Origin of the sequence: Methylobacterium tardum (genome assembly GCF_023546765.1) — a bacterium.
GTDB classification, from domain to species: Bacteria; Pseudomonadota; Alphaproteobacteria; order Rhizobiales; family Beijerinckiaceae; genus Methylobacterium; species Methylobacterium tardum.
The window spans coordinates 3,531,871-3,557,048 of sequence record NZ_CP097484.1 but is presented as its reverse complement, the minus strand read 5'-3'; the positions used below and the strand labels follow the sequence as shown (position 1 = coordinate 3,557,048).

20 protein-coding genes and 3 pseudogenes are annotated in these 25,178 nt (G+C 68.3%); 14 read left to right on the top strand and 9 right to left on the bottom strand.

Annotation, left to right across the window (positions count from 1 at the left end):
* The first annotated feature begins 199 nt into the window (after positions 1–199).
* The 4 genes and pseudogenes from M6G65_RS17035 to M6G65_RS17020 all read left to right on the top strand — a co-directional run.
* Positions 200–1,324 carry a mechanosensitive ion channel family protein gene (locus tag M6G65_RS17035; protein ID WP_024828366.1) on the top strand — a complete coding sequence of 375 codons (1,125 nt, stop codon included), beginning with the start codon at positions 200–202 and terminating at the stop codon, positions 1,322–1,324.
* 609 nt (positions 1,325–1,933) lie between these two features.
* Positions 1,934–2,173: pseudogene (locus M6G65_RS17030) on the top strand (transposase); the annotation flags it as partial.
* A gap of 328 nt (positions 2,174–2,501) precedes the next feature.
* Complete coding sequence (locus tag M6G65_RS17025; RefSeq protein WP_043074888.1) at positions 2,502–2,783, top strand: hypothetical protein; 282 nt, start codon at positions 2,502–2,504, stop codon at positions 2,781–2,783.
* Positions 2,779–2,916 (top strand): annotated as a pseudogene (locus M6G65_RS17020) (IS5/IS1182 family transposase); the annotation flags it as partial. The gene M6G65_RS17025 and the pseudogene M6G65_RS17020, both read left to right, overlap by 5 nt.
* 219 nt (positions 2,917–3,135) lie before the next feature.
* On the opposite strand, the gene M6G65_RS17015 reads toward M6G65_RS17020, so the two are convergent.
* Positions 3,136–3,948 carry an FAD-binding oxidoreductase gene (locus M6G65_RS17015; protein WP_250102596.1) on the bottom strand — a complete coding sequence of 271 codons (813 nt, stop codon included), beginning with the start codon at positions 3,946–3,948 and terminating at the stop codon, positions 3,136–3,138.
* Between the two features lie 58 nt (positions 3,949–4,006).
* Positions 4,007–5,200, bottom strand: a complete 1,194-nt coding sequence (locus M6G65_RS17010; protein ID WP_238195005.1) for a fumarylacetoacetate hydrolase family protein — start codon at positions 5,198–5,200, stop codon at positions 4,007–4,009.
* A gap of 317 nt (positions 5,201–5,517) precedes the next feature.
* Between M6G65_RS17010 and M6G65_RS17005 the strand changes: the two genes are divergently transcribed.
* From M6G65_RS17005 to M6G65_RS16975, 7 genes and pseudogenes are all read left to right on the top strand, one after another.
* Positions 5,518–6,579, top strand: a complete 1,062-nt coding sequence (locus M6G65_RS17005; RefSeq protein ID WP_250102595.1) for an ABC transporter ATP-binding protein — start codon at positions 5,518–5,520, stop codon at positions 6,577–6,579.
* A gap of 74 nt (positions 6,580–6,653) precedes the next feature.
* Entirely contained in the window at positions 6,654–7,964 is a 1,311-nt protein-coding gene (locus tag M6G65_RS17000; protein WP_250102594.1) for an ABC transporter substrate-binding protein, read from the top strand.
* Between the two features lie 21 nt (positions 7,965–7,985).
* A pseudogene (locus M6G65_RS16995) lies at positions 7,986–8,939 on the top strand (carbohydrate ABC transporter permease); the annotation flags it as partial.
* A gap of 49 nt (positions 8,940–8,988) precedes the next feature.
* Positions 8,989–9,876: a carbohydrate ABC transporter permease gene (locus M6G65_RS16990; protein WP_238195139.1), complete on the top strand. Its 888-nt coding sequence runs from the start codon at positions 8,989–8,991 to the stop codon at positions 9,874–9,876.
* A 54-nt stretch (positions 9,877–9,930) separates the two neighbouring features.
* Positions 9,931–11,574, top strand: a complete 1,644-nt coding sequence (locus M6G65_RS16985) for a dihydroxyacetone kinase subunit DhaK (RefSeq protein WP_250102593.1) — start codon at positions 9,931–9,933, stop codon at positions 11,572–11,574.
* Between the two features lie 25 nt (positions 11,575–11,599).
* Positions 11,600–12,535, top strand: a complete 936-nt coding sequence (locus M6G65_RS16980) for an alpha/beta fold hydrolase (RefSeq protein WP_238195000.1) — start codon at positions 11,600–11,602, stop codon at positions 12,533–12,535.
* An 81-nt stretch (positions 12,536–12,616) separates the two neighbouring features.
* Complete coding sequence (locus M6G65_RS16975) at positions 12,617–13,573, top strand: D-2-hydroxyacid dehydrogenase family protein (protein WP_238194999.1); 957 nt, start codon at positions 12,617–12,619, stop codon at positions 13,571–13,573.
* Positions 13,574–13,575: 2 nt separating this feature from the next.
* Here M6G65_RS16975 and M6G65_RS16970 read toward each other — a convergent pair whose 3' ends face one another.
* The 6 genes from M6G65_RS16970 to M6G65_RS16945 all read right to left on the bottom strand — a co-directional run bounded on the left by M6G65_RS16970 (position 13,576) and on the right by M6G65_RS16945 (position 20,007).
* Complete coding sequence (locus M6G65_RS16970; RefSeq protein ID WP_238195138.1) at positions 13,576–14,607, bottom strand: ABC transporter permease; 1,032 nt, start codon at positions 14,605–14,607, stop codon at positions 13,576–13,578.
* A gap of 68 nt (positions 14,608–14,675) precedes the next feature.
* A complete protein-coding gene (locus M6G65_RS16965) occupies positions 14,676–15,599 on the bottom strand; it encodes an ABC transporter permease (RefSeq protein WP_238194998.1) in 924 nt (307 codons plus the stop codon).
* The gene (locus M6G65_RS16960; protein ID WP_238194997.1) at positions 15,596–17,182 is read right to left on the bottom strand and encodes a peptide ABC transporter substrate-binding protein; all 1,587 of its coding nucleotides are present in this window, start codon (positions 17,180–17,182) and stop codon (positions 15,596–15,598) included. Before M6G65_RS16960 ends, M6G65_RS16965 begins: the two co-directional genes overlap by 4 nt.
* Before the next feature lie 2 nt (positions 17,183–17,184).
* The gene (locus M6G65_RS16955) at positions 17,185–17,622 is read right to left on the bottom strand and encodes a GlcG/HbpS family heme-binding protein (RefSeq protein ID WP_238194996.1); all 438 of its coding nucleotides are present in this window, start codon (positions 17,620–17,622) and stop codon (positions 17,185–17,187) included.
* Between the two features lie 191 nt (positions 17,623–17,813).
* On the bottom strand, positions 17,814–18,848 hold the full coding sequence (locus M6G65_RS16950) for an alpha/beta fold hydrolase (protein ID WP_250102592.1): 1,035 nt from the start codon (positions 18,846–18,848) through the stop codon (positions 17,814–17,816).
* Between the two features lie 94 nt (positions 18,849–18,942).
* Positions 18,943–20,007 carry a WcbI family polysaccharide biosynthesis putative acetyltransferase gene (locus tag M6G65_RS16945; protein ID WP_238194994.1) on the bottom strand — a complete coding sequence of 355 codons (1,065 nt, stop codon included), beginning with the start codon at positions 20,005–20,007 and terminating at the stop codon, positions 18,943–18,945.
* A gap of 161 nt (positions 20,008–20,168) precedes the next feature.
* Between M6G65_RS16945 and M6G65_RS16940 the strand changes: the two genes are divergently transcribed.
* Positions 20,169–21,500: an MFS transporter gene (locus M6G65_RS16940; RefSeq protein WP_238194993.1), complete on the top strand. Its 1,332-nt coding sequence runs from the start codon at positions 20,169–20,171 to the stop codon at positions 21,498–21,500.
* Between the two features lie 607 nt (positions 21,501–22,107).
* Positions 22,108–22,788, top strand: a complete 681-nt coding sequence (locus M6G65_RS16935; RefSeq protein WP_238194992.1) for a hypothetical protein — start codon at positions 22,108–22,110, stop codon at positions 22,786–22,788.
* Positions 22,789–22,896: 108 nt separating this feature from the next.
* Here the strand turns inward: M6G65_RS16935 and M6G65_RS16930 are convergent, their stop codons facing one another.
* Complete coding sequence (locus tag M6G65_RS16930; protein WP_238194991.1) at positions 22,897–23,751, bottom strand: LysR family transcriptional regulator; 855 nt, start codon at positions 23,749–23,751, stop codon at positions 22,897–22,899.
* Between the two features lie 95 nt (positions 23,752–23,846).
* On the opposite strand from M6G65_RS16930, the gene M6G65_RS16925 reads away from it, so the two are divergent.
* Positions 23,847–25,148, top strand: coding sequence for an aspartate aminotransferase family protein (locus M6G65_RS16925; protein WP_250102591.1), 1,302 nt, complete (start codon positions 23,847–23,849; stop codon positions 25,146–25,148).
* Positions 25,149–25,178: the final 30 nt, after the last annotated feature.

The window sequence follows — 25,178 nt, the reverse complement described above, 5'->3', positions numbered from 1 at the left end:
TCCGATAAGGCGGTCCAATATGTCACGCCTGTTTGCCGAGACGTGTATTCACCGGTTGATCGTATTGGTGTCGAGCGTCCTGGGGCCGACGACACCGACGGCACTCGCGGTCGGTAGGCAACGAGGGTGACAGTTCGAGCGGAAGCGTCTTCCCCGTCGCTCGCGCGTCACGCTTCATTTTACAAGATGTGGAGAGTCGATGCAGCATGCGGATATTGTGCTTACTGACGCTATGCGATGGCTGCGTTGGTTGCCGGGCTGGGCGCAGAGTGTCGCTCTTGTTCTCGGATGTTTTGTTGTTGTGCTGCCACTTCATCAGTTCGCGTATCGCTTCCTGACACGAGCGTCTCAAGACCGAGGCCTGTTCTGGCGCTCACTCGTTCGACGGACGCAAGGTCCCACCCGTCTCTGCCTCATCATCGTCGCTGTTGGTGCCGCTTCCGCCGTCGCACCGGTGTCCCGGGAGGTCCGGGTCTTGGTGAACCATCTTCTGCTCGTTGGTTTCGTTGCGCTCGCCGGTTGGTGCTGCTGCATCGCGATCCACATCGCTACCGTCATTTACCTGCGGCGATTCAAACTCGACGCTGAAGACAACCTTCTCGCGCGCAAGCACTTCACCCAGGTGCGCCTCCTCGAACGCGCGGCCGTGACGCTCGTGGCGTTGATTACGGTCGCCGTGTGCCTGATGACGTTCGAGCCCGTGCGGCAATACGGCGTAAGCCTTCTGGCCTCGGCGGGAGCCGCGGGCCTGATCCTCGGTCTAGCGATGCAGCCGGTACTCTCGAACCTCGTTGCCGGAATCCAAATCGCGATAACGCAGCCTATCAAGATCGAAGATGCGGTCATCGTTGAGAACGAATGGGGTTGGGTCGAGGAAATCAACTCGACGTACGTGGTTGTTAGGCTTTGGGATTGGCGTCGGCTTGTCGTGCCACTGACATATTTTATTCAAAAGCCATTCCAGAACTGGACGCGCGAGGGTTCGTCGCTCATCGGAAGCGCTTTCCTCTACGTCGACCACACCGCGCCAATCCCAGCCATGCGGAAAAAGCTTGCAGAGATCGCCGCGCAATCAAATCTCTGGGACGGAAAGGTCGTGAATCTCCAGGTCTCAGACGTGCGAGAGAACGTGATTGAAATTCGAATGCTGATGAGCGCTCGCAATGCTTCGCAGGCCTGGGATCTGCGATGTGAAGTCCGGGAGAAGATGGTCGGCTTCCTGCAGGCCGAGCTGCCCAGCGCGCTGCCGCGGTATAGGACGGAATGGCTCCGAATCGATCGTGACCGTCCAACACAGTCAGCAGGCTGCGCCCCGGCACAGTAGTTCGGCGTCGGCGCACTTCACCAACACGCCGCGAACGCTCATCATCTCGTCAATCATCGGGGGCTCTAGGTTTGAGGCAGGTGCTCGCAGCCGAACCTTACCCGGCATTCGCCGATGCCCCCCACCCCCGCGAGCTACACGACCACCCGTGACACGACGGAAGTTCGGATGGGAGCACCGCCGATTCCCATGCTTGGCTTATGTAGCCAACGGACCGGCCAGCCTGCGCTTTGAGGAACGACCACGATCCCGACGCCATATTGACCTTGAGTTGTGCATCAGCCGGTTTAACTTGATCGTCCCCGGCCATGAAACCTCTCGATCCGGTGTTAGATGCATGGGATCGCATGCGCGCCAGCCGCTTCCGTCGCTGTCTGGATTTGAAGAGTGATTGAAGCTGTCGGAACGGAGCACTTATGGCTATCTTGGATCATGCATCCGGTCTACCTTGCCTTGAAGGAACGTGAGATCAATCGCTGGCCGGGCATGCGCTGGACACGATCATAGCACCGCGCCCCTAAGAGCCCGTCCGGTAAGGGTCTGAAGCGGGGTTGAGTGGCCGGGATGGCGATGCTTCCAGGGGGTGCTGAAGCCTGACTTGGAAGCGCCATGTGGACCCCGACCACCCGGCGGCAGCATAGCCGCGTGGGCCTTCGCTATGAAACCGAACTGACCGACGCCGAGTGGGCGGTGATCGCGCCACTGATGCCGAGGCCGGCGCCCTGTGGTCGGCCTCCGCTCTGGACGACACGGGAGGTCCTGAACGCCATCTTCTACGTTCTGAGAGGTGGGATCTCTTGGCGGATGATCCCCAAGGATCTGCCGCCGCGCTCGACCACGTTCGGCTACGGTGCCTATCGCTGCATCGGCAGCGACGGCCATCGGTTCGATGGGAAGCCGGTCTGCACCAACCGGCCCGTCCGCAGCGATCGCCTTAAGCGCGCTGTCTGGACCGAGGTCGAGGCCATCTTGAACGATCCCGCGCGGGTGGCCCACGAATACCAGCAACGCTTAGCTGCGGTGAGCGCCAGGGTGGGCAGTGCCGCGGACTTGGGCGAGGCGGAGCGCCGGATCGCCACACTCCGGCGCGGGATCGGTCGGCTCATCGACGGTTATGCTGAGGGCGTGATCGAACGGAGCGAGTTCGAGCCGCGCATCGCCGATCTGAGGGGGTCGGGTGGCGCAACTGGAGGAGCAGCGCGAGGAGATCCGGGCTGCGAGCGAAGCCGAGCGCGAACTGACCTTGATTGTTGGCCAGTTGGAGCTCTTCTCCGCTCGCGTGCGCGAGAGCCTCAACGTTCTGGACTGGACGGCCAAGCGCGATGTTCTTCGTCTCATGGTTCGGCGCATCGAGATCGATGATGGCCACATCGAGATCGTCTTCCGCGTGCCACCACCCCCGAGCGGGCCGGATCAGGCCGACGCTCGCAGAGGGCAACGTTGTACAGCGGACCGTTGAGAGGTTCTTCGCCTGGATCAGCCGCAATCGACGCCTCTGGAAGGATCCGGAAGCGACACTCGCCTCCGCACGAGCCTTCCTCTACGCCGCAGCCGTCATGATCCTCGTCAGGCGCCTCGCCCGATCAGCCTGACTTCTCGGACGGACTCTAAGGAGCCGGATGGCCGCCGCGGTACAACTTCGTGCGCCTTGCCGCGGGGTCTGACGCGCCGGGGCAATTTATTCTGATCATATTCGTGGGATGGGTAGCTTTTTCCGCGGGACGGGGGTGTGTAATTTAAACAGGGTTTTGCCTAACCCCTTTTTGGCATTGGGAATTTGTCAGCCGCCGGGGGCAGTTTTTTCCAACTCCCTACAGCGTCGCGCGTCCGGGCGCCGTCATCAGCCGGTAGAAGTCGGGCCACAGCCCCTCGAAGGAGGAGACGCGCCCCTGAAAGGCGCTCTGGGCCGCCCGCAGCACCCGCGCCCCGTCGCCGACGCTGGGGCAGGCGATCAGCGCGGTCGCGTAGCCCGCGGGTTCCGGACGCAGCCGCAGCACTGCCCGTGTGACGACGCCCAGCGTGCCCTCGGTGCCGACGAAGAGCTGCTTCAGGTCGAGGCCGGTGTTGTTCTTGATCAGCGGGCGCATGGACGACACCACCGTGCCGTCGGCGAGCACCGCTTCCAGGCCCAGCACCATCTCGCGCATCATGCCGTAGCGCAGCACCCGCAGGCCGCCGGCATTGGTGGAGATCGCGCCGCCGATCGTCGCCGAGCCGCGGGCCCCGAGGTCGAGGGGGAAGAACAGGCCGCTCGAAGCGGCGGCATCCTGCACGCTCTCGATGGTGGCGCCGGTGCCGACCACAACCGTCATGCCCAGCGGGTCGACCGGCTCGATTCCGCTCATGCGCTCGGTCGAGAGGGTGATCTCGTCGGGCGCGCAGAGCGTGCCGTCGGCGAGCCCGGTGGCGCCGCCCCGCGGCACCACGGAAACGCCCGCCGCGTGGCAGGCCGCCAGGATCGCGCTGGTCTCGGCGGTGTCGCGCGGACGGACCAGCGCGAGGGCCGCGCAGGGCTCGGTCGGCCGCGTCCAGTTGGCCGAGCGTCCGCGCAGCTCGTCGCCGGTGACGAGGCCGGACGATCCGACGATCGCGGCGAGGCGGTCGAGGAGGCGGGCGTCGGTCATCGGCATCATCTCGGCGGGATCAGGTTCGGTCTCGGGCGGCACGACGGCCGACGCTCTGTCACAGAATCCCGCGCGCCGCGAGGTTGCGCATCAGCGCGCGGGCGCCGAACGTCCAGGGCTCGCAGGCGTCGCACGGGCGCATGCGGTTGACCAGGCTGCCGAGTTCCGGGCTCGCCACCACGACCCGGTCGCCCTCGGCGTGGGTGAAGCCAAGGCCCGGCCCGTGGCGGTCCTGGATCGGCGCGAACATCGTGCCGAGGAGGAGGAGAGCGCCGTCCGGGTAATTATGCGTGCGGCCCATGAGCGCCTCGGCCAGCTCCTCCGGGTCGCGGCTGATCTCGGAAAGCGGCGAGGTCCCCTCAAGCCGAAACCCGTCCGTGCCGACGACCTCCAGGGTGACGGTGGTGCGGCGCACGTCGTCGAGCCCGAACGTGTCGTCGAACAGCCGCAGGAACGGCCCGAGGGCGCAGGAGGCGTTGTTGTCCTTGGCCTTGCCGAGGAGCAGCGCCGACCGGCCCTCGAAGTCGCGCAGGTTGACGTCGTTGGCGAGCGTCGCGCCGACGATGCGCTGGTCGGACGTCACGGCCAGAGCCACTTCCGGCTCCGGGTTGTTCCAGTGCGAGTCCGGGTGGAGGCCCGCATCCGCGCCGCAGCCCACCGCCGAGAGCGGCTGCGCCTTGGTGAAGATCTCGGCATCCGGGCCGATGCCGACTTCCAGGTACTGGCTCCACGCGCCCTGCGCGACCAGCACGTCCTTGAGCGCCATGGCCTCCGGCGAGCCGGGCTTCAGCCGGCGCAGGTCGCGGCCGACCAGGCGCTCGACCTCGGCGCGGATCGCAGCCGCGGCGGCGAGGTCGCCGCGGGCGCGCTCCTCGATCACCCGCTCCAGCATGGATGTGGCGAAGGTCACGCCCGCGGCTTTCAGGGCCTGCAGGTCGACCGGCGCGAGGAGCCACGGTCGGGCGGGGTCGCGCCCATCGGGCGGGGTGTTGGCCAGGATCGCGTCGAGCCTGCCGAGATCCGCGCCCTCGGCCGCCCGCAGGGCAGCGCCGGGATCGCGGGCCTCGCACAGGTCGCTGATGGTCGGGAAGGTGGCGGTAACGTCGATGACCCGCGCCTCGCCCGCCGCATCGGCGCGGATTGCCACGACGCTCGGGCCCGAGACGTCCGGCCGCCACACGCGGCCCACGAGGGCTCCCCGGCATCCATCGGCCGGCAGAATCGCCTGCGCGGTCAGACCCGATGACGTCATGCGCTTCATTCCCCTGAATGTTTGCCCGCGGTGCGCCCGAGTCCCGAGGCCGGGGTGCCACTCGGGCGGCCACGCGCGACGCTCCGGAACCGTCTCTCCGGCATCGAAGCCGGCGCGGCGATCCATAGCATTTCACGTCGTTCAACAGCCCGTCGCGTGTTTCACCGCGACGGCCTCGTCACCTGCTCCCAGCGCATAGCCTGACAGATTGAAGTTTATCTGCAGCTTTGCCGTGGCACCCGCTTGCTTTCCTGCACACGCTCATTTGTACTGAAGCTCTAGAGCCGCCGTCAGAGTGGCCGTTATCGGGAGGAAGCATGGCCTCGGTGGGAATCCGCGAGGTTCGCAAGGCTTTCGGATCGGCGAATGTCCTGCACGGCGTGTCCGTGGATATCCGGGACGGCGAATTCGTGATCCTGGTCGGCCCGTCGGGCTGCGGGAAATCGACCCTGCTGCGGATGATTGCCGGTCTCGAGAATATTTCCGGCGGTGAGATCCGTATCGGGGAGCGCGTCGTGAACGATGTTCCGCCGAAGGAGCGGGACATCGCCATGGTTTTCCAGAACTACGCGCTCTATCCGCATCTCACGGTGCGCGAGAACATGGCGTTCTCGATGCGCATCCGGAAGGCGCCGACCTCGGAGATCGACCTTCGGGTCAACAAGGCCGCGCAGATCCTCGGGCTCTCGCACCTGCTCGACCGCTACCCGCGCCAGCTCTCCGGTGGCCAGCGGCAGCGCGTCGCCATGGGCCGCGCCATCGTGCGCGATCCCCAGGTGTTCCTGTTCGACGAGCCGCTCTCGAACCTCGATGCCAAGCTGCGCGTGGCCATGCGCACCGAGATCAAGGAGCTGCACCAGCGGCTGAAGACGACGACCATCTACGTCACCCACGACCAGATCGAGGCCATGACCATGGCCGACCGGATCGTGGTGATGCACGACGGCGTGGTCGAGCAGATCGGGCCGCCGCTGGATCTCTACGACCGTCCCGACAACCTGTTCGTCGCGGGCTTCATCGGGTCGCCGGCGATGAACTTCATCTCCGGGGCGATCCGCCGGAACGGCCATCTGGTCTTCGTCAGCGATACAGGCCTGTCGATCCCCTTGGATGCGGCGCCGGCGGGAGCGGATGGCCGGCCACTCATCCTGGGCATCCGGCCCGAACATTTCGACCTCGCGCCGGACGGCATCGCCGCCGAGGTGGTGGTGGTCGAGCCGACCGGCTCGGAGACCATGCTGGCGGTGCGGGCCGCGGGCCAGGACCTCACCTGCGTCCTGCGTGAGCGCGTCAGCGAGCGACCCGGCGAGACCGTGTTCGTGCGTCCGAATCGGGTGCACGTCTTCGACGCCGAGACCGGCCGCCGCCTGCCGGACTGAACGCCGCCATACCGCTCCACCAGGCGGGGGCACCGCGCCTCCGCGGCAGACGATCCTCCAGGGAGTAGCACCTGATGTCTGGTCTCGATCGCCGTTCCCTCCTCACCGGCGCCGCCGCAGCGGGTCTCGCCGTCGGCGGTGACCTGCTGGGCTTCGCCAAGGCCTGGGCGCAGACCGCCGAGTGGAAGCCGGAGCCCGGCGCCAGCCTGTCCCTCCTGCGCTGGAAGCGCTTCGTGCCGAGCGAGGAGGAGGCCTTCCTGAAGATGGTCGACGCCTTCACACAGGCGACGGGCGTCAAGATCACGGTCAGCAACGAATCCTACGACGACATCCAGCCGAAGGCCTCCGTCGCGGCCAATACCGGGCAGGGCCCCGACATGGTCTGGGGCCTGTTCTCGTTCCCGGCACTGTTTCCCGACAAGTGCGTGCCGCTGGAAGATGTCGCGGCATCGCTCGCCAAGAAATACGGCCCCTGGTTCCCGTCCGCGGAAGCCTACGGCAAGGTCAAGGGCAACTGGATCGCCATTCCCGTCTCGTTCAACGGCGGCTACCCGAATTACCGCATCTCGGCGATGAAGAAGGCCGGCTTCGACAAGTTCCCGACCGACACGGCCGGCTTCCTCGAACTGTGCCGGGGCCTGAAGAAGAACAACACGCCGGCCGGCTTCGCCCTGGGCCACGCCACCGGCGACGGCAACACCTGGTGCCACTGGGCGCTCTGGGCGCATGGCGGCAATCTCGCCGACGCCAACGAGAAGATCGTCATCAATTCGCCCGAGACCGCCAAGGCGCTCGAATACGTGAAATCCCTGTACGAGACCTTCGTGCCGGGCACGGTGTCGTGGAACGATTCCTCCAACAACAAGGCGTTCCTGGCCGGCGACCTGTACCTCACCAACAACGGCATCTCGATCTACGCGGCGGCCAAGAAGGACAACCCGAAGCTCGCCGAGGACATGGACCATGCGGTCTGGCCGGTCGGCCCCGTCGGCAAGCCGACCGAGTTCCAGCTCGCCTATCCGATCCTGGCCTTCAAGTACTCGAAGGCGCCCAATGCCTGTAAGGCCTTCATCGCCTTCATGATGGAGGCGTCGAACTACAATCCGTGGCTGGAGGCCGCGCAGGGATACCTGTGCGAGCCGTTGTCGAACTATCCGAAGAACCCGATCTGGACGAGCGACCCGAAGAACGCGGTCTTCGCCGAGGCGGGACGGCGTTCTCTCGCCGCCGGCGGACTCGCGCCGGTCAGCGAGCGCATCGCCGCGGTGCTGGCCGACTTCGTGGTCGCCGACATGTTCGCGAGCCACTGCACGGGCCGCGAGGACGTGAAGGGCGCGATCAAGAACGCCGAGCGCGCGGCCACGCGCATCTTCCGGAACACCTGAGCCGGAAGCGGAGCCGAGATCATGGCGCATACGGCCCTGACACAGCCCGCCCCGGTCGCGGTTCCGACCCGCTCGGCCTGGGCGCGCCTGCGCGCGAGCCGCGGCTGGGCGGGCTTCTGGTTCATGCTGCCCACCGCGCTGATCCTCGGCCTGTTCCTGGCCTACCCGCTCCTGAAGGGCATCTGGCTGTCCTTCACGAATGCCCGGATCGGCCGGGACGGCGTGTTCATTGGCCTGGAGAACTACGAGTGGCTCTGGGACGACGACGTGTTCTGGCTCTCGGTGTTCAACACCTGCCTCTACACGGCGGTCGCCTCGGTGGTGAAGTTCGGGATCGGTCTGTATCTCGCACTGCTGCTCAACAAGAACATGCCGTTCAAGGCGATCATCCGCTCGATCGTGCTGATCCCGTTCGTCGTGCCGACGGTGCTCTCGGCCATCGCGTTCTGGTGGATCTTCGACAGCCAGTTCTCGATCATCTCGTGGTCGCTGCGCCATCTCGGGATCATCGACGGCAACATCGACTTCCTGGGCGAGCCGGCCATGGCCCGGGCCTGCGTGATCTTCGCCAACATCTGGCGCGGCGTGCCGTTCATCGCCATCACGCTGCTGGCCGGGCTGCAGACGGTCTCGCCCTCCCTCTACGAGGCGGCGACGCTCGACGGCGCCTCGAACTGGCAGATCTTCTCGCGGATCACCCTGCCGTTGCTCACCCCAATCATCGCCGTGGTGATGACCTTCTCGGTCCTGTTCACCTTCACGGACTTCCAGCTGATCTGGGCCATGACCCGTGGCGGCCCGGTCAACGCCACGCACCTGATGGCGACGCTGTCGTACCAGCGGGGCATCCTGTCCGGGACGCTCGGCGAGGGCGCGGCCATCGCCACCGCCATGGTGCCGTTCCTGCTGGCCGCCATCGGGATCTCGTGGTTCGGCCTGCAGCGCCGGGCCTGGCAGGCCGGGAGTCCGACCGATGAGCGCGCCCGCACCGCCCGCACACGCCGACCCGCACCTCACTCCCCTGATGGAGGCGCGGCCGGCCGGGATCACCGACAACTCGGAAGGGATGGCCTATCTCGAGCGGCTGCCCCGGCGGCTGGTGACCACCTACCTGCCGCTCCTCGTCATTCTCGTCGTGCTGCTGTTCCCGTTCTACTGGATGGCTCTGACAGCCATCAAACCGGACGAGCAGCTGATCGACATGGAGCGGTTCAACCCGTTCTGGGTCGTGGATCCGACGTTCAAGCACATCCACAAGCTGCTATTCGAGACGCAATACCCGCGCTGGCTCTGGAACACGATGTACGTTTCGGTGGCGGCCACGGTCCTGTCGCTGTTCGCGAGCGTGCTGGCCGCCTATGCCTGCGTGCGCGTCCGCTACCGGGGCGCCGGCTGGGTCGGCGCGGCGATCTTCCTCGCCTATCTCGTGCCGCCCTCGATCCTGTTCATCCCGCTGGCCACCATCGTGCAGGCCTACGGCTTGTTCGACTCGCCGATCGCCCTGATCCTGGCCTATCCGACCATCCTGATCCCGTTCTCGACCTGGCTCCTGATGGGCTACTTCAAGACCATTCCCTACGAGCTGGAGGAATGCGCCCTGATGGACGGCGCCAGCCGGTGGCAGATCCTGACGAAGATCATCCTGCCGCTCGCCTTCCCGGGCCTGATCTCGGCGGGGATCTTCTCGCTGACCCTGTGCTGGAACGAGTTCATCTACGCGCTGACCTTCCTGTCCTCAACGCAGAATAAGACGGTGCCGATCGCCGTGGTCAGCGAGTTCGTGGACGGCGACGTCTACAAGTGGGGCTCGCTGATGGCCGGCGCGCTGCTCGGCTCCCTGCCGCTCGTGATCCTCTACTCCTTCTTCGTGGAGTATTACGTCTCCGCGCTCACCGGTGCCGTGAAGGAGTGACCCTCCGCCGAAGCCGGCCGCCAGGGCGCGGATGAATCCGGAGACGGTCACGCCATGGCCCATTTCATCGATGCCCGCGCCACCCTGGTCAACGACGCCATCGACGGGCTGCTGGCCGCCGGCGGCGGCCGCCTCGCCCGGCTCGACGGCGATCCCAGCATCCGCGTTGTTCTCCGGGCCGAGTTGGATCCCGGCAAGGTCGCCGTGGTCTCCGGCGGCGGCTCCGGTCATGAGCCGGCCCATGCCGGGTTCGTGGGCCCAGGCCTGCTGAGCGCGGCGGTCTGCGGAGATGTCTTCGCCTCGCCGAGCGTCGACGCCGTGTTGGCCGGGATCCTCGCGGTGACGGGCCCGGCCGGGTGCCTGCTCGTCATCAAGAACTATGCGGGTGACCGCCTGAACTTCGGGCTCGCCGCCGAGCGCGCCCGGGCCCTCGGCCACAAGGTCAAGACGGTCATCGTCTCGGACGACATCGCGCTGCCGGACGCCAAGCAGCCCCGCGGCGTCGCCGGCACGCTGTTCGTCCACAAGGTCGCGGGTCACGCGGCTGAGGCGGGCCAACCGCTGGAGGCGGTGGCGGCGCGCGCGCGCCGGGCGGCCGCCGCGGCGAAATCACTGGGGATCGCGGTCTCGACCTGCACCATCCCCGGCTCGCCGCGCAGCGAGCGTCTGGCCGAGGGACAGGCCGAGCTCGGCCTCGGCATCCATGGCGAGCCCGGGGTGGAGCGGATCACGCTGCCGAAAGCGAGCGACCTCGCCCGGATGATGAGCGAGCGCCTCTCCGCGGCCCTCGCGGGCGCCAACCGGTTGGCGCTGCTCGTCAACAATCTGGGCTCGGCCTCCGCGCTGGAAATGCAGGTCCTGACGCGCGCCGTGCTCGCCACCGAACTCGGGTCGCGCGTGCGCCTGCTCCTCGGGCCCGCCCCCCTGATGACGGCGCTCGACATGCACGGCGCCTCGCTGTCCGTCCTCCCGCTCGATGACGAGCTCGAAGCGGCGCTGCTCGCGCCCGTGGCCGTCCCGGCTTGGCCCGGCGCCGTGCGGGTCGCCGCGCCGGTCCTGCGCCTGGTGCCCGACGGCCTCGCGGGCGAGGCCTTCGCCCCGTCGCACGATCCCGTGACGGCCGGCCGGATCGCCGCCGCCGTTGCGGAAGCGCTGATCGCGGCCGAGGCGGCGCTGAACGCCCTCGACGCCAAGGTCGGCGACGGGGATGCCGGCACGACCTTCGCGGGTGCGGCGCGCGCGGTGAAGGCCGATCTCGACCGGCTGCCGCAGGCAGATCCTGCCGCCCTCTGCCGGGCTCTGGCGGAACGGATCGGCCGGGCCGTGGGCGGGTCGAGCGGCGTGCTCGGATCGATCTTCTTCGCGGCCGCCGCCTCCGCTTTGTCGGACGGCGCGGCGTGGCCGGACGCCCTGGCCGAAGGGGTAGCCCGGGTCCAGGGCTACGGCGGCGCCGATCGGGGCGACCGGACCCTCCTCGACGCGCTGATCCCGGCTGTCGAGGCCCTGAAGACCGGCGATCTTCAAGCCGCTGCCGAGGCGGCGCGCGAGGGCGCCGCCGCCACCGCCCGCATGGAGCGCGCCGGCGCCGGCCGGTCCAGCTACCTGGCCGCGGGCGATCTCGCGGGCGTGCAGGACCCGGGCGCCGCCGGCGTGGCCGCGGCCTTCGCGGCCCTCGCCGGCGCGGACACCACGCACTGACGATCCACGAGGACAGGGAGGTTTCATGATGCGGCTGACGATGGCGGCTCTTGTGCTCGGGGTCTTGTTCGGCCTGCCGACCGGCGCCCGCGCGCAATGGGCGATCCCGGATGGCGTGAAGACCGTGTCGGTGGGCGGATATCCCCTCGCGTACCAGGAGACCGGATCCGGCGAGCCGGTCGTCCTGGTGCACGGCTCGCTCGGCGATTACCGAATCTGGTACGCCCAGGCGCCGACCTACTCGAAGGATTACCGGGTCCTCTCCCTCAGCCTGCGCCACTATTATCCGGAGCGCTGGAACGGCGTCGCGGACGACTTCTCCATCGCCCAGCACGCCGCCGACGTGGCGGCCCTGATCCAGCGGCTCAACCTCGGCCCGGTCCACCTGCTCGGCCATTCCCGCGGTGGCGCCGTGGTGCTGACGGTGGCCAAGGAGCACCCCGAGCTGATCAAAACCCTCATCCTGGAGGATGCCAGCGGGATGGAAGGGCTGCTCCCCGAGACGCCCGGGACCAAGGCGATGGCCGGCGAGGTGAAAGGGCTGGTCGCGCGGCTGCGGGAGAACCTCGCCGCGGGCGACAAGGAGAAGGCCGGCCAGGAATTCACCGACGGTCTGAACGGGCCCGGCACCTGGGCGAAGCGCTCGGCGCTCCAGAAGGAGATCCTGATCGACAACCTCGGCACCGGCGTCGACAGCGGCGAGCGCGGGCACATCACCTGCGCGGACATCGCCAAGTTCAGCTTCCCGATCCTCACGCTCACGGGCGAGCGCAGTCCCAAGCGCTATCCCGAAGGCTTTGCGGCAGCCCGGACCTGCAACCCGTCGATCCCGGCCGCCATCGTCATCCCGAACGCGGCCCACGCGATGAACCGGGACAACCCGGATGCCTTCAACGCGGCGGTGCTCGCGTTCCTGGCCCAGCATCGCGGTCCGCTGCAGCCTGCGTCCGCGACCCGGTGAACGGGCCCGGTTTGACCCACGGTCGAGCGCGGCCTACGCCACCGCGCCGCGAGGTGCGGCCCGGCGCCGGGAGTCTTCGCCATGCGAACCTGCCTGATCCTCGATGATTACCAGCAGGCGGCGCTGACGCTCGCCGATTGGGGACGCCTCTCCGGGCAAGTCGCCGTCTCGGCGCTCTCGGACCACATCGCGGATCGCGAGGCCCTGATCGCGCGCATCGAGCAGGCCGAGATCCTCGTGATCATGCGCGAGCGGACGCCGTTCCCGGCGGCGCTGCTGGAGCGGCTGCCCCGGCTCGAACTCCTCGTCACCAGCGGCATGCGCAATCTCGCCATCGACACCGCGGCGGCCAAGGCCCGCGGGATCACGGTCTGCGGGACGGACTCGAGCCCGACGCCGCCGACCGAGCTGACCTGGGCGCTGATCCTCGGGCTCGCCCGTCAGCTTCCGCTGGAACACCAGAACCTCCGCACCGGCGGACCCTGGCAGAGTACGGTCGGGACCGATCTGGCCGGCGCGACCTTGGGCGTGCTCGGGCTCGGCAAGATCGGCAGCCGGGTCGCCGAGATCGGGCGCGCCTTCGGGATGCGGGTGATCGCCTGGAGTCCGAACCTCGATGACGGCCGCGCCGCGGCGGCCGGCGTCGAACGGGCGGCCTCGAAGGAGGCGCTGCTGGAGGCGAGCGACGTCGTCACGATCCATCTCGTCCTCGGCGATCGGACGCGCGGCCTGCTCGGCGAAGCCGACCTGCGCCGGATGCGGCGGGACGCGATCCTGGTGAACACCTCCCGGGCGCCGATCGTCGACCAGGCGGCCTTGGTGCGCGCGCTCACGGAGGGATGGATCGCCGGTGCCGGCCTCGACGTGTTCGAGACCGAGCCGCTGCCGCCGGACAGCCCGTTCCGCAGATTGCCGAACGTGCTGGCGCTGCCGCATCTCGGCTACGTCTCGCGCAACAACTACCGGACCTTCTTCACCCAGGCGGTCGAGGACATCGAGGCGTGGCTCGCCGGATCCCCGATCCGGATGCTCGCCTGACGCTAATCCGAACGCGGATCGAGGGCGTCGGCCAAGCCGTCGCCCAGCAGGTTGAGCGCCACCAGCGTGGCGATCAGGAACGCCGCCGGGGCGGCGAGCAGGTGGGGCGCCGCTTCGATCGATCGCGCACCCTCGGCGATCAGCACGCCCCAGCTCGTCTGCGGCTCCTGAACGCCCAGGCCGAGGAACGACAGGAAGCTCTCCAGCAGGATCACCTGCGGGACGAGCAGCGTCGCGGTCACCGCCACCGGCCCGAGCGTGTTGGGGATGATGTGGCGCAGGATGATGCGCCGCGCATCGAGCCCGAGCGCCTGCGCCGCGCGCACGAAGTCGCGCGTGCGCAGAGACAGGGTCTGGGCGCGCACCACGCGCCCCATGTCGAGCCACTCGACGGCCGCGATCGCCACCAGCATCAGCAGGACGCTCGGCCGGAAGAACACCAGCAGCAGAATCACGAAGAACACGAAGGGCAGGGCGTAGAGCACATCGACGAACCGCATCATCACCGCATCGACGGCGCCGCCCAAAAACCCCGCGGCAGCCCCGTAAAGAACGCCGATGAGCAGTGCCGCGAGGCTCGCCATGAGGCCGATCGCCAGCGAGATCCGGCCCGCCACGAGGCAGCGGGTGAGGAGATCGCGGCCCTGGATGTCGGTGCCAAACGGGAAGTGCAGGCGCCGGAGCGGCACGGCCACGACGAGGCTGCGGCCCGAATCCCGCTCCTCCACGACCTCGGGTGCACCAAACAGCCCCGAGCGCGGCAGATAGACGAGGCTGCGACGGTCGACCCCTGCGTCGGAGCTCAGCGACAGGCGCACGGCATCGCGGTCCCGCACCACCGCGTCGAGCCGGACGCGCATCCGGAAGGCGAGACGTTCCAGGGCCGGGCCGAGATGCGCCGCATCCGGCTGCACCGTCAGCCCGGCCGGGAGCTGCCGGAGATCCGGATAGGCGCGCTCGGGATCGTGCCCCGTCAGTGCCGGCCCGATCAGGCAGGCGAGGGCGATCAGGACCAGCACGGTGAGAGCCGCCATCGCGGTGCGTTCCCGGGCGACGCGGCCCAGTGTTCGGCGGGCGGGCCTCGCGAGGATCTGCACGGCGCTCACGCTCCGACACGCAGGCGCGGGTCGAGCCACGCACAGGCGAGGTCGGCCGCGAGGTTGAGGGCGATCACCAGCCCGGCAACCAGCAGCACCGTGCCCATCACCAGCGTATAGTCGCGGTTGAGCGCGCCCTCCACGAAGTAGCGGCCGATCCCCGGCAGGCCGAAGATGGTCTCGACCACCACCGATCCCGTGAGCAGGGCCGCCGCGAGCGGCCCGAGATAGGCCACCACCGGCAGCAAGGCCCCCCGCAGGGCGTGCCGCGTGACCCGAGCCGGCGGCAGGCCGAGGCTGCGCATCGTGCGGACGGGCTGCGTGCGCAGCACCTCGCCCAGGGACGCGCGCGTTAGCCGCGCCAGGGCGCCGACCTGGGGGAGTGCCAGGGTGATCACCGGGAGGACGAGGTGGCTCGGGGCGCCGTCGTTCCACCCGCCCAGGGGCAGCCAGCGCAGTGTCAGCCCGAAGGCGATCTGGAGCAGGGGCGCGACCACGAAGCTCGGCAGCGACAGGGTCAGCGCCGCGCCGACGCCGAGGAGACGGTCGATCACGCCACCGCGTCGGAGCGCGGCGGCGATCCCGAGGCTCACGCCGAGCCCGGCGGCGAGCGCGAGAGCGAGGGCGCCCAGGGTCGCCGAGACCGGAAGGCCTCGGGCGATCAGGTCGAGGACGCTCATGTCGCGGAACGAGAAGGACGGTCCGAGATCCCCCTGCGCCAGCGACGCCAGATAGCTGCCGAACTGAAGGATCAGCGGCCTGTCGAGGCCGTACACGCGGCGCAGGTTCTCCATGGCGGCCGGGGCCAGGGGCCGCTCCAGATCGAACGGGCCGCCGGGCGCGAGCCGCATCAGGAAGAAGCTGACGGTGACGACGGCGAGCAGGGTCGGCACCGCCTGCGCGAGGCGGCGCAGGATGAAGCGGATCACGCGTCGAGCCTCAGGAACCGCGTCGGCGCGGCGTTGCGCAGGTTCGGATGGTAGCCGTGCAGACGCGGCGCGATCAGCGCCTTGGACCGGTAGTGCATCAGCGGGATCCAGGGCAGTTCACGCAGCGCGATCGTCTCCGCGTCGTAGAGCAGATCGGCGCGGCGGCCGAGGTCGCGCTCTTTGGCGGCGCGCGCCATGAGGTCGTCGTAGGCGGCATTCGACCAGCGGACGAAATTCATGCCATCGTTTCCGCTCTGGAGCAGGAACAGGAAGTTCTGCGCGTCGGAATAGTCGGCGATCCAGCTCATGCGCGCGACGTCGAAATCGCCGCCGTCACGCAGGTAGGCGAAGTGCGTCTTGGCATCGGTGTAGACGAAGCGCGTCCTGATCCCGAGGTCGCGCCACATCTCGGCGATCGCGACCGCGACGGTGCGATTGTTGTCGCTGACGTTGAACCGGTACTCCACGGTGAGCGGGTTGTCCGGGCCGAACCCCGCCTCGGTCAGAAGCCGCCGCGCTTCGGCCTCGTGATCGATCGGCAGGCCGAGCCGTCCTTCGGTCTCGGGCGGCGTCCGGTAATGGTCGAGGCCGGGTGGGCAGAGGGAATAGGCGGGGCTCATGGTGCCGCCGTTCAGCCCGTCGGCGAGGTACTCGCGGTCGATCACGAGGGACAGGGCTCGCCGCACCCGCCGGTCCGAAAACGGCGCCTTTCGCGTGTTGACGGCCAGGGCCGCCAGCCCGAGCGAGGGCCCGAGCACCACCTGCGAACCGAAGCGCCGGCGCAGGTCGGCAATCTGGTCGACCGGCAGGTCCGCCAGCGAGTCGATCTCGCCGGCGGCGTAGCGGCGCACGGCCGCCGCCATGTCGGGCGTCGGCAGGAACGCGACCTGCCGGATCGCCAGGCCCGCGGCTGCGGGATGATGCGGATTGGCCTCGAGCGTGATCGCGCCGCCCGGGACCCGGTCGCGGAGACGGTAGGGGCCGTTCGTCACGAGGTTGCCGGGCCGGGTGAAGGAATCGCCGTGGCGCTCGACCGAGGCGCGATGGACGGGCAGGGCGGTCTGATGGGTCAGCAGTTCCAGAAAATACGGCGTCGGCTCTTCCAGAGCGATCGAGAGGCGGAGCGGCCCTTCCGCCTCGACCGCGAGCGCGTCTGCCGGCTTCTCGCCGCGATTCACCGCCGCGGCGTTCCGGATCGGGAACAGGACCTCGGCGTATTTCGCCCCGGTCCTCGGATCGAGGATCCGGCGGAGCGAGTACACGAAATCCGACGCGGTGACGGCCTCGCCGTTCGACCAGAGGCCCTCGGGCCGGAGATCGAACCGGAAGGTCAGCCCGTCCTGGGAAACGGTCCAGGCTTGGGCCGCACCCGGGATGATGGCGCCGCGATTGTCGTAGGTGAGAAGGCCGTCGCAGAGATCGCGCAGGATATGCGCCTCCGCCACCGTCGACGAGCGGTGGGGGTCGAGGGTCTCCGGATCCGCATCATTCCCGCGCCGGTACAGCAGGCCGGCCGCGCGGGCGGGCCGCACCGCCGACAGCGCGGCCGCGCCGGCCAACCAGTCGCGCCGGCGCAGGAACACGGTCAGGCGCCGGTCTCAGGCACCAGACCGGCCGCCTCGATCCCCGCCACCGCGCAGATCTCGTCATTGTCCGAGGTGTCGCCGGAAATGCCGATCGCGCCGAGGACGCGCCCCTCGCCGGAGCGGATCAGGACGCCGCCTGGAACCGGTACCAGGGCCGCTGGGCCGGCCAGATGGGTCACGGCCGCCACGAAATACGGCTGCGCCTCCGCGCGGGCATGGATCGCGCGCGAGCCGAGGCCCAGCGCCAGCGCGCCATTGGCCTTGCCGGAGGCGATCTCGGCCCGACGCAGGGAGGTTCCGTCCTCGACGGAGACGGCTTTCAGCGCGCCGCGGGCGTCGTAGACGACGACGGCCAGGGGCTTCAGGTTGCGGGCTCGCGCCTCCCGAAGGGCGGTATCCACGATGGTGCGGGCAGCCTCTAGGGTCAGGTCGAGCATCGGAATCCAGTACAGGCGCCGCACGTTGCGGCGGTCACCTCCTTACGGGATCGGGGTGTCGCGGGTCCACCACGCGCAACTGGCTGCGCCGCGAAGCCGATCATCTCCGCAGTCCGGGCCGGCCCGATGTCCGGACCGGATCGCATCGGCTCGATGCTCCTCCGGCGAAACCATCACACTGGGCGACAGGATCAGCCCGGTCGCCTCGCCGACGGTGCGCCGAGCTGCGCCAGGAACGCGTCATAGCCGGCCATAACCGCCTCCGGTTGCTCGAAATGCGGGAACGCGCCGGTCGGCAGGGTCTCGACGCGCCAATTCGGCCGGTCGGCGACGCGGGGTACCAGCCGGTAATCGACGAAGTCGCCGCGCACCCCGTGGACCATCCACACCGGCAGGCGCAGCTGCTCGTAGAGGCGGGTCGTGTCGGTCGGGAACAGGTGCCCGGCGATGAAGCACCAGGGCGCGTGCTCAGCGCCTGGCTGATGGGCCGACGCGTAATCGTAGTTGAGCAGATCTTCGCCGATGTCGGGCGAGCCGAAGGTCTTCTGGAGGAAGAAGCGCATGCTCGGCCGCGTGACCAGGGCATCGAAGAGCGGCCGGCCGAAGGGCGGACGGTCGAGGGCATCGCGCAGCCAGTCGCGCCCGCGATGCCCGTCCGGCGGACCCTCGCCGGAGAGCTGCGCATCGAAACCCGTCGGGCTGATCAGGGCGAGGCTGCGGTAGGCGTCGGAACACTCCAGGCTGGCGCGTGCCAGGAAGGAGGCGGACAGCGACAGGGCCAGGGCGTCGATCACGCAGCCGCCGTGGCGTTGCCGGATCTCGTCCACCGCCGCGTGGATCGCCTCCACCATCAGGCGCGGCGTGTAGCGGCGCCGGGAGCGGTCGGAGAAGCCGAAACCCGGCAGGTCGAGGGCGTAGACCGGGCGGCGGCCTCGATAGTGGAGGTAGAGCGGGCGAACCTCGTAGGCGTTGGCCGCCGCATTGATCGAGTGGATCAGCAGGAGCGGCACACCGTCGGCCTCCCCGGCGCTGTACAGGGAGAGAGCCCCGGCGCGCCGGCTGATGATCCGTTCGTGCCGGCCGGGCAGGGCAGGGGGCAGCGGCATGTGCCGATTCACCAGCAGCCGACTCCAGGCGACGAGGCCGGCGGCCGAGCCGAGCAGCGTCAGGCCCGCTGCGGCCGCATACTGGCCCGCACGGTTCCGGTCCCGGGACTGCAGGCTCATGAGGCACCTCGCGTCGATCCCGCTCGCGGCAGCGGTGCGCGACAACGCCGAAGATGCAGGGAAGTGCCCGCCCTAAGCCGGCGCGTTCGCGGGTCTAGGACGCGTGGCCGGCGAAGCTGCCGGCGTTCACAGTCGGGACACGGGCCGAGGCGCGGCCTGAGGCATCGTTGCGGCCCGCGGCGTCGCGCATGAATTCGACCGTCGGCGGATCGTTGCGCCAGCCCTGGACCCGCTGAGAGATCAGCAGGCTGCGCTCGCGTCGGTCGTAATTCGCGTACGAGGCCGCCACGAACTCGGCCCGGCTCATGGTGCGCGCCGGGCCGGACCGGCGGGTCTCCGCCTTGAAGAACAGGGCGCTGCCGGGAATGCCGTAATGCTGCGCGATCTCGGGATAGACCGGCCAGCTGCCCTGGCCGCCGAGATCGTCGGGCAGGAAGGCGTCGAGATCGCATTCCTCGAACGGGACGCCGGCCTTCGTCAGCAGACCGCGAGCGAGGTCAGCGACGACGTAGAGCTTCGTGTGGTTGATCGAGTGCATGAAGCAGCCGCGCCGCGCCCAGCGCGTGAGGTGCGTGTCGAGGTCGTAGCCTGCCTGCACACCCAGGCTGCGCAGATAGGACACGGACTCGTCCCAGAGGTCATAATAGCCGAGGCGCTCGAAGACCGGCTCGGCGAAGAGCCGGAGCGCCTGGGCCTGCGAGAAGCCGGACAGGTAGGCGAACAGCGTGACGGCCGAATGCGAGTGGCCCATCGGCCCGGAGATCAGGCCGTTCAGGGTCACATGATCCTGCACGCCGACATGGACCAGATCCGGGTGATAGGCGCTGAACACGATGGTCGGGATCAGCCGTACCTTCGGATGCGTCCGCAGCGTGTCGATCGTGCCGCCCCCCTTGAAGCGGGGCAGGTAGATGCTGGAGAAGACGTAGTCGTAGCCGTCGGCATGCGCCATCAGGTCAGCGAGGCGCGGGAAGCGGCGGGCGGCCGAGAACGCCGAGACGAAATCCACCTGCGCGTCGGGCAGCAGGTAGCGCATCGCCTTGGCGATGGACCCGGCCTGGCACACGCCGATCACGAGGATGCGTGGGGAGCCGGTCCGCTTCTTCCCGAACTGCGCGAGCCGGTGCCGCGCGCGCCAAAGGCTATCGACGGTCAACATGCGGCTTCTCTCGCATGTCCGGGGGCGGCGGGCAAACGGGTTCGGCTGAGCCGGGGCCGGTGTTGCGATCCGATGACAGATGTCAGCCGCTGTCTCTCGCCCAGTCTGGCTTGCGGGACACGCCTTCGCCAAGGCGGAGGAGTTAAATTTGGAGGACGGGCATGACCACGACGGAGATGCCGGCAGCGATCCCGGAGATCGAACGGGCCACGCTCCGCAGGATCACCTGGCGCATCCTGCCGTTCCTGATGGTCGCCTACTTCGTGGCCTTCGTCGACCGGGTGAATGCCGGGTTCGCGGCGCTGCAGATGAACCACGATCTCGGCCTGTCGGCCGCGCAGTTCGGGCTCGGCGGCGGCCTGTTCTACGTCTCCTACGTCCTGTGCGAGGTCCCAAGCAACCTCGCCATGGAACGCTTCGGCGCCCGGATCTGGATCGCCCGGATCATGATCACCTGGGGGCTGGTCTCCGCCGCGATGGCCTTCGTGGTCGGGCCCTACTCCTTCTACGCCGTGCGGCTGCTCCTGGGGGCGTCCGAGGCCGGGTTCTTTCCCGGCGTGATCCTCTACCTCACCTACTGGTTCCCGCGGGCCTACCGCGGACGGATCGTGGCCGTCTTCATGGTGGCGATCCCGATCTCGAGCTTCCTCGGCTCGCCGATCTCGGCCGCGATTCTCAACACCGACGGGATGCTGGGTCTGCGCGGCTGGCAATGGCTGTTCATCCTGGAGGCCGCGCCCGCGGTGCTGCTCGGCCTCCTGGCCTTCCTCCTGCTTCCGGACGGACCGGGATCGGCCCGGTGGCTCACGCCCCAGCAGAGCGCGTGGCTTCAGGAGCGGCTCGCCACGGAGCGCGCCTCCGTGGTCCCGGGCGAGGCTGCGCCGGCGCGGCATCTGTCCGTCTGGCAGGTGATGCGCAATCGGTACGTGCTCGCCGCCTCGCTGATCTACGCCGGAGCCTCGGGCGCCAGCCAGTGCCTGTCGCTGTGGCAGCCGCAGATCATCAAGGCGTTCGGGCTGACCAACCTGCAGACGGGTCTGCTCAACTCGATCCCGTTCGGGGTCGCCTCCGTCCTGATGCTCCTCTGGGGCCGGTCCTCCGACCGGAATCGCGAGCGGGTCTGGCATACGGCGCTGCCCCTCGGGCTGCTCGCGGTGAGCTTGGCCGCCTCGATCGCGACCACCCAGCTTCTGCCGACGATCCTGATCCTGTGCCTCGCCGTGACCGCCACCTACACGGTCAAGGGCCCGTTCTGGGCGCTCTCCACGGAATGGCTTTCGGCTGGCGCGGCAGCGGCCGGCATCGCGCAGATCAACGCCATCGGCAATATCGGCGGCTTCGTGGGCACCTACCTGCTCGGCGTGATCAAGGACGCGACGGGCAGCTACCCGCTCGGGCTCCTGCCGCTGGTCGTGCTCTCGGGCATCGGCTGCCTGCTTGTCCTCGGTCTCGGGCGGGGACGAACGCCCGCCGCCCAGCCGTCCCGGATATGAAGCGGTTCGCTCCGGCCTCGCATGCCGAATAGGATGGTCCGCAAGACCAGCATCCGACGAGAAGCAGCTGACGACAGACCCGTAGAGGCGGCGTCTTCCGGATTGACGCGGCCTCATCGCCGGAATTTGCGGATCTTGTAGGTGATTTGAAAGATGAGTTGATACATCGAAACGCCCCGTTGACGATCTGTGCTTCGATATGCATTGTTGAGTCCATAGAGCATGAAGCTCAAACCTGGAGCAGCCGCGGGCATGATGGCCGTTGGTTGCCCTACGTTCGAGGCGTCCGTAGCTCTCTTCCCTTCGCAATCAGAATATTGATGTGCCCGCAGGCAGAGGCCCGCGTTCGCTTGTGCCGGTCAGAGCGCGCTCATGAGGCTTAGAGGCTGCGCTCGAAAGTACGTGCACAGCTATTGGCGCGATATAGAACATCGTATTTGCTGACCTGCCAGACTGTGCTTCTGTTTCAAGACCCAGTTGAAGCCACCTTGCATGTGCGTCTGAGCTGATAGGTATGTTCATTTAAAACAATAGTTTCACGAATTTGGCTTGCGTCGTGGTGAGGGCATCGGTTTTCGCATCGGCTCCGATGGCTGGAGACTTTGAGATGGATTACTTATTTCCGGCGGCTGCGCTTTCCGGAACGGCACTGAAAACGCAGCACCCCGAGACCGCTTCACTGACCCTCACCAAGGAGGTCTCACCGAGTGTGCCCGTCGCCCTCGATCCGCGGTCGATCTACACGCTTTCGCCCGAGGCTGCCGGCGCCGTGCTATCGCTGGCCGAGGCGAAGACAGCGACGGTCGAGGCGGCCGATTCCGATGTCCGGTATGGCCGCGGACCGCAGGCCACGGGCGCCGTGATGGCGAGTACGGTGGCAACGACGCCCGTCGTGTCGCCGGAGACGACGAAGACGACCGCCGCTGCGAACCGGAATTGGAGCGAGGACGTGCGGCTCGACCACACGCCGTTCCGTAAGGTCGGTACGGATACGCTCGTTCGATACGACAATCCGCGCGTGATGGCCGCTTGGAGCGCCGCATTCCCGGACATCGCAGGCCGGAAATTCCGTGGCCTCCAGCTTGCGGACACCGATTTCAAGACCGCGCTCAGCAAGATCGCGGCCGATGGCGGCTTTGATGGGCTCGAGAAGGATATCTATCTGCTCTGCAACGACGTGCATTTCAGAAGATTCAGCGAAGATCATCCCGATACACACATCAACTGGATCAACATCGACAACGATGACATTCTGCTGTTCTGGCCGCGTGATCCCGACGAGGAGTAGGCGCGGTTCCGCGAGCCGGGATCGCGTGCGCGCGATGGCCTGATCCAGGACGCGCCGCCCGCTCTCGCGAGCGGGCCTCTGCCGTCCGGCGAGACTGGGGTGGTCCGCTCAGAGCACGGGCAGGACAGCCCGTAGATGCGCGGCGAAGGCTCGCGTGAGAGGCGAGGCACGCTGCGCGTCGAGGCGGATTGTCAGGCCGATCTGCGGAAGGCTCGGCAACCCGCTCGTGCGGGACTGGATCCGCAGGTCAGACGGAACTGCGGAGCGGGTCAGCACGGCAACCGCCTGACCGGACCGGACCACCGCGAGGAGGCCGGACAGGCTGCCGCTCGCGTAGGCGAGCCGGTAGGCTTGGTGCGCGCGGTCGAGTGCGGCGAGCGCCGCTTGATGATCGAGCGTGTCAGGGTCGCCGAGCGCGAGCGGCAACGGGTCGGGCCAATGCGACGGACCATCCCGCGCGACGACCCAGACAAGGTCCTCACGTCTGAGAATCTCCCGTTCGGCGGCGAGCGGCATCGAGATCAGCGCCAGGTCGAGACCGCCACGGTCATGACGTTCGACGAGACGCGGCGTCGCGGCGCAGACCACCTCGATCGCCGCAGCGGGGTGATGTTGCGCGAAGCCACGCAGGAGCGCCGGCAGAAAGGCCTGCGCGTAATCGTCCGGGCATCCGAATCGCAGGCTTCCCGTGAGGCTCCGGCCCGACAATTCGGCCAGGGCGTCATCGTGGGAGACCAGGATCCGGCGCGCATGGACCAGGAGGCGCTCGCCCTGCACGGTCAGCAGCACGCCGCGCCCTGTCCGTGTCAGAAGCGGCTGATCGATCAGAGACTCAAGGCGCTTCATCTGCATGCTCAGGGCGGCTTGGCTGCGGCCGACCCGCTCCGCGGCCCGGCTGAGGGCGCCTGTTTCCGCCACGACCGCAAAGCTGCGCAGCAGATCGATATCCAGGATAGGCGACATCAGAAAACCTGAACTCTCGGTTCAGCACTATCAGCTACACGGCGGGGCGATCCGGTTCTAGCCTGGCGCAGCTGGGCCATCGAGCAGGATCGATCATGACGCGGAACGCGGACGCGGATTTCTGGGACCGGGCGCGCCGGCATCTTGTGCGGTACGGCGGCGTCTTCGCCCCGCTCATCATCGAGCGGGCAGCCGGCAGCTTCGTCTACGATGCCGAGGGCCGGAAGATCCTCGACTTCACCTCCGGCCAGATGAGCGCGATCCTGGGCCACGGCCATCCCGAGATCGCCGCCGTCGCGGCGCATCACGTCGCCCATCTCGATCACCTGTTCAGCGGGATGCTGAGCCGGCCGGTCGCCGATCTCGCCTCCGAATTGGCCCGGCTGGCGCCGGGTGCCCTCGAACGGTCGATGCTGCTGACCACGGGCGCGGAGGCGAACGAGGCGGCCCTGCGCATGGCAAAGCTTGCCACCGGCGGCTGGGAGGTGGTGAGCTTCGCCCAGTCCTGGCACGGCATGACGGCGGGAGCGGCTTCAGCCACCTACAGCGCGGGACGGAAGGGTTACGGCCCGGCCCCGGTCGGGTCGTTCGCGATCCCGGCGCCGAACGCGTATCGTCCGACCTTCGAGCGGGACGGCATTCCGGACTGGCAGACGGAGCTGGATTACGCCTTCGCGCTGGTCGACCGGCAGTCGACCGGCAATCTCGCCGCGTTCCTGGCCGAGCCGATCCTCAGTTCCGGGGGGATCATCGCGCTGCCGCCCGGCTACCTCGCCGCGCTGAAGCGCAAATGCACGGAACGGGGGATGCTCCTGATCCTCGACGAGGCGCAGACCGGTATCGGCCGCACCGGCCTGATGTTCGCCTGCGAGCGGGACGGCGTCGTGCCCGACATCCTGACCCTCTCGAAGACGCTCGGCGCCGGTTTGCCGCTGGCGGCGGTCGTGACCACGGCGGAGATCGAGGATCTATGCCACGAACGCGGCTTCCTGTTCTACACGACGCACGTCTCCGACCCGCTCCCGGCGGCGGTCGGCCTCAAGGTGCTGGAGATCGTCCAGCGCGACGGTCTGGTCGCCCGGGCGGAGCAGGCCGGCGCTCGGCTCGCGGCCGGGCTTCGCGCCCTTCAGGAGCGCTTCGCCTGCATCGGCGATGTGCGGGGCCACGGCCTGCTGCAGGGCGTGGAGATCGTCGCCGACCGGCACACGAAGCGGTCGGCCCCGGAATTGGGCGACGCGATTACCCGACGCTGCCTGGACCTCGGCCTCAGCATGAATATCGTGCAGCTGCCCGGCATGGGCGGCGTCTTCCGCATCGCGCCGCCCCTGACGGCCAGCGATGCGGAGATCGACCTCGGTGTCGACATCCTGAGGCGGGCCATCGAGAGCTCGGTCTGAGGCCGAGCCGCGTGACCGCGGTCGGCGCAA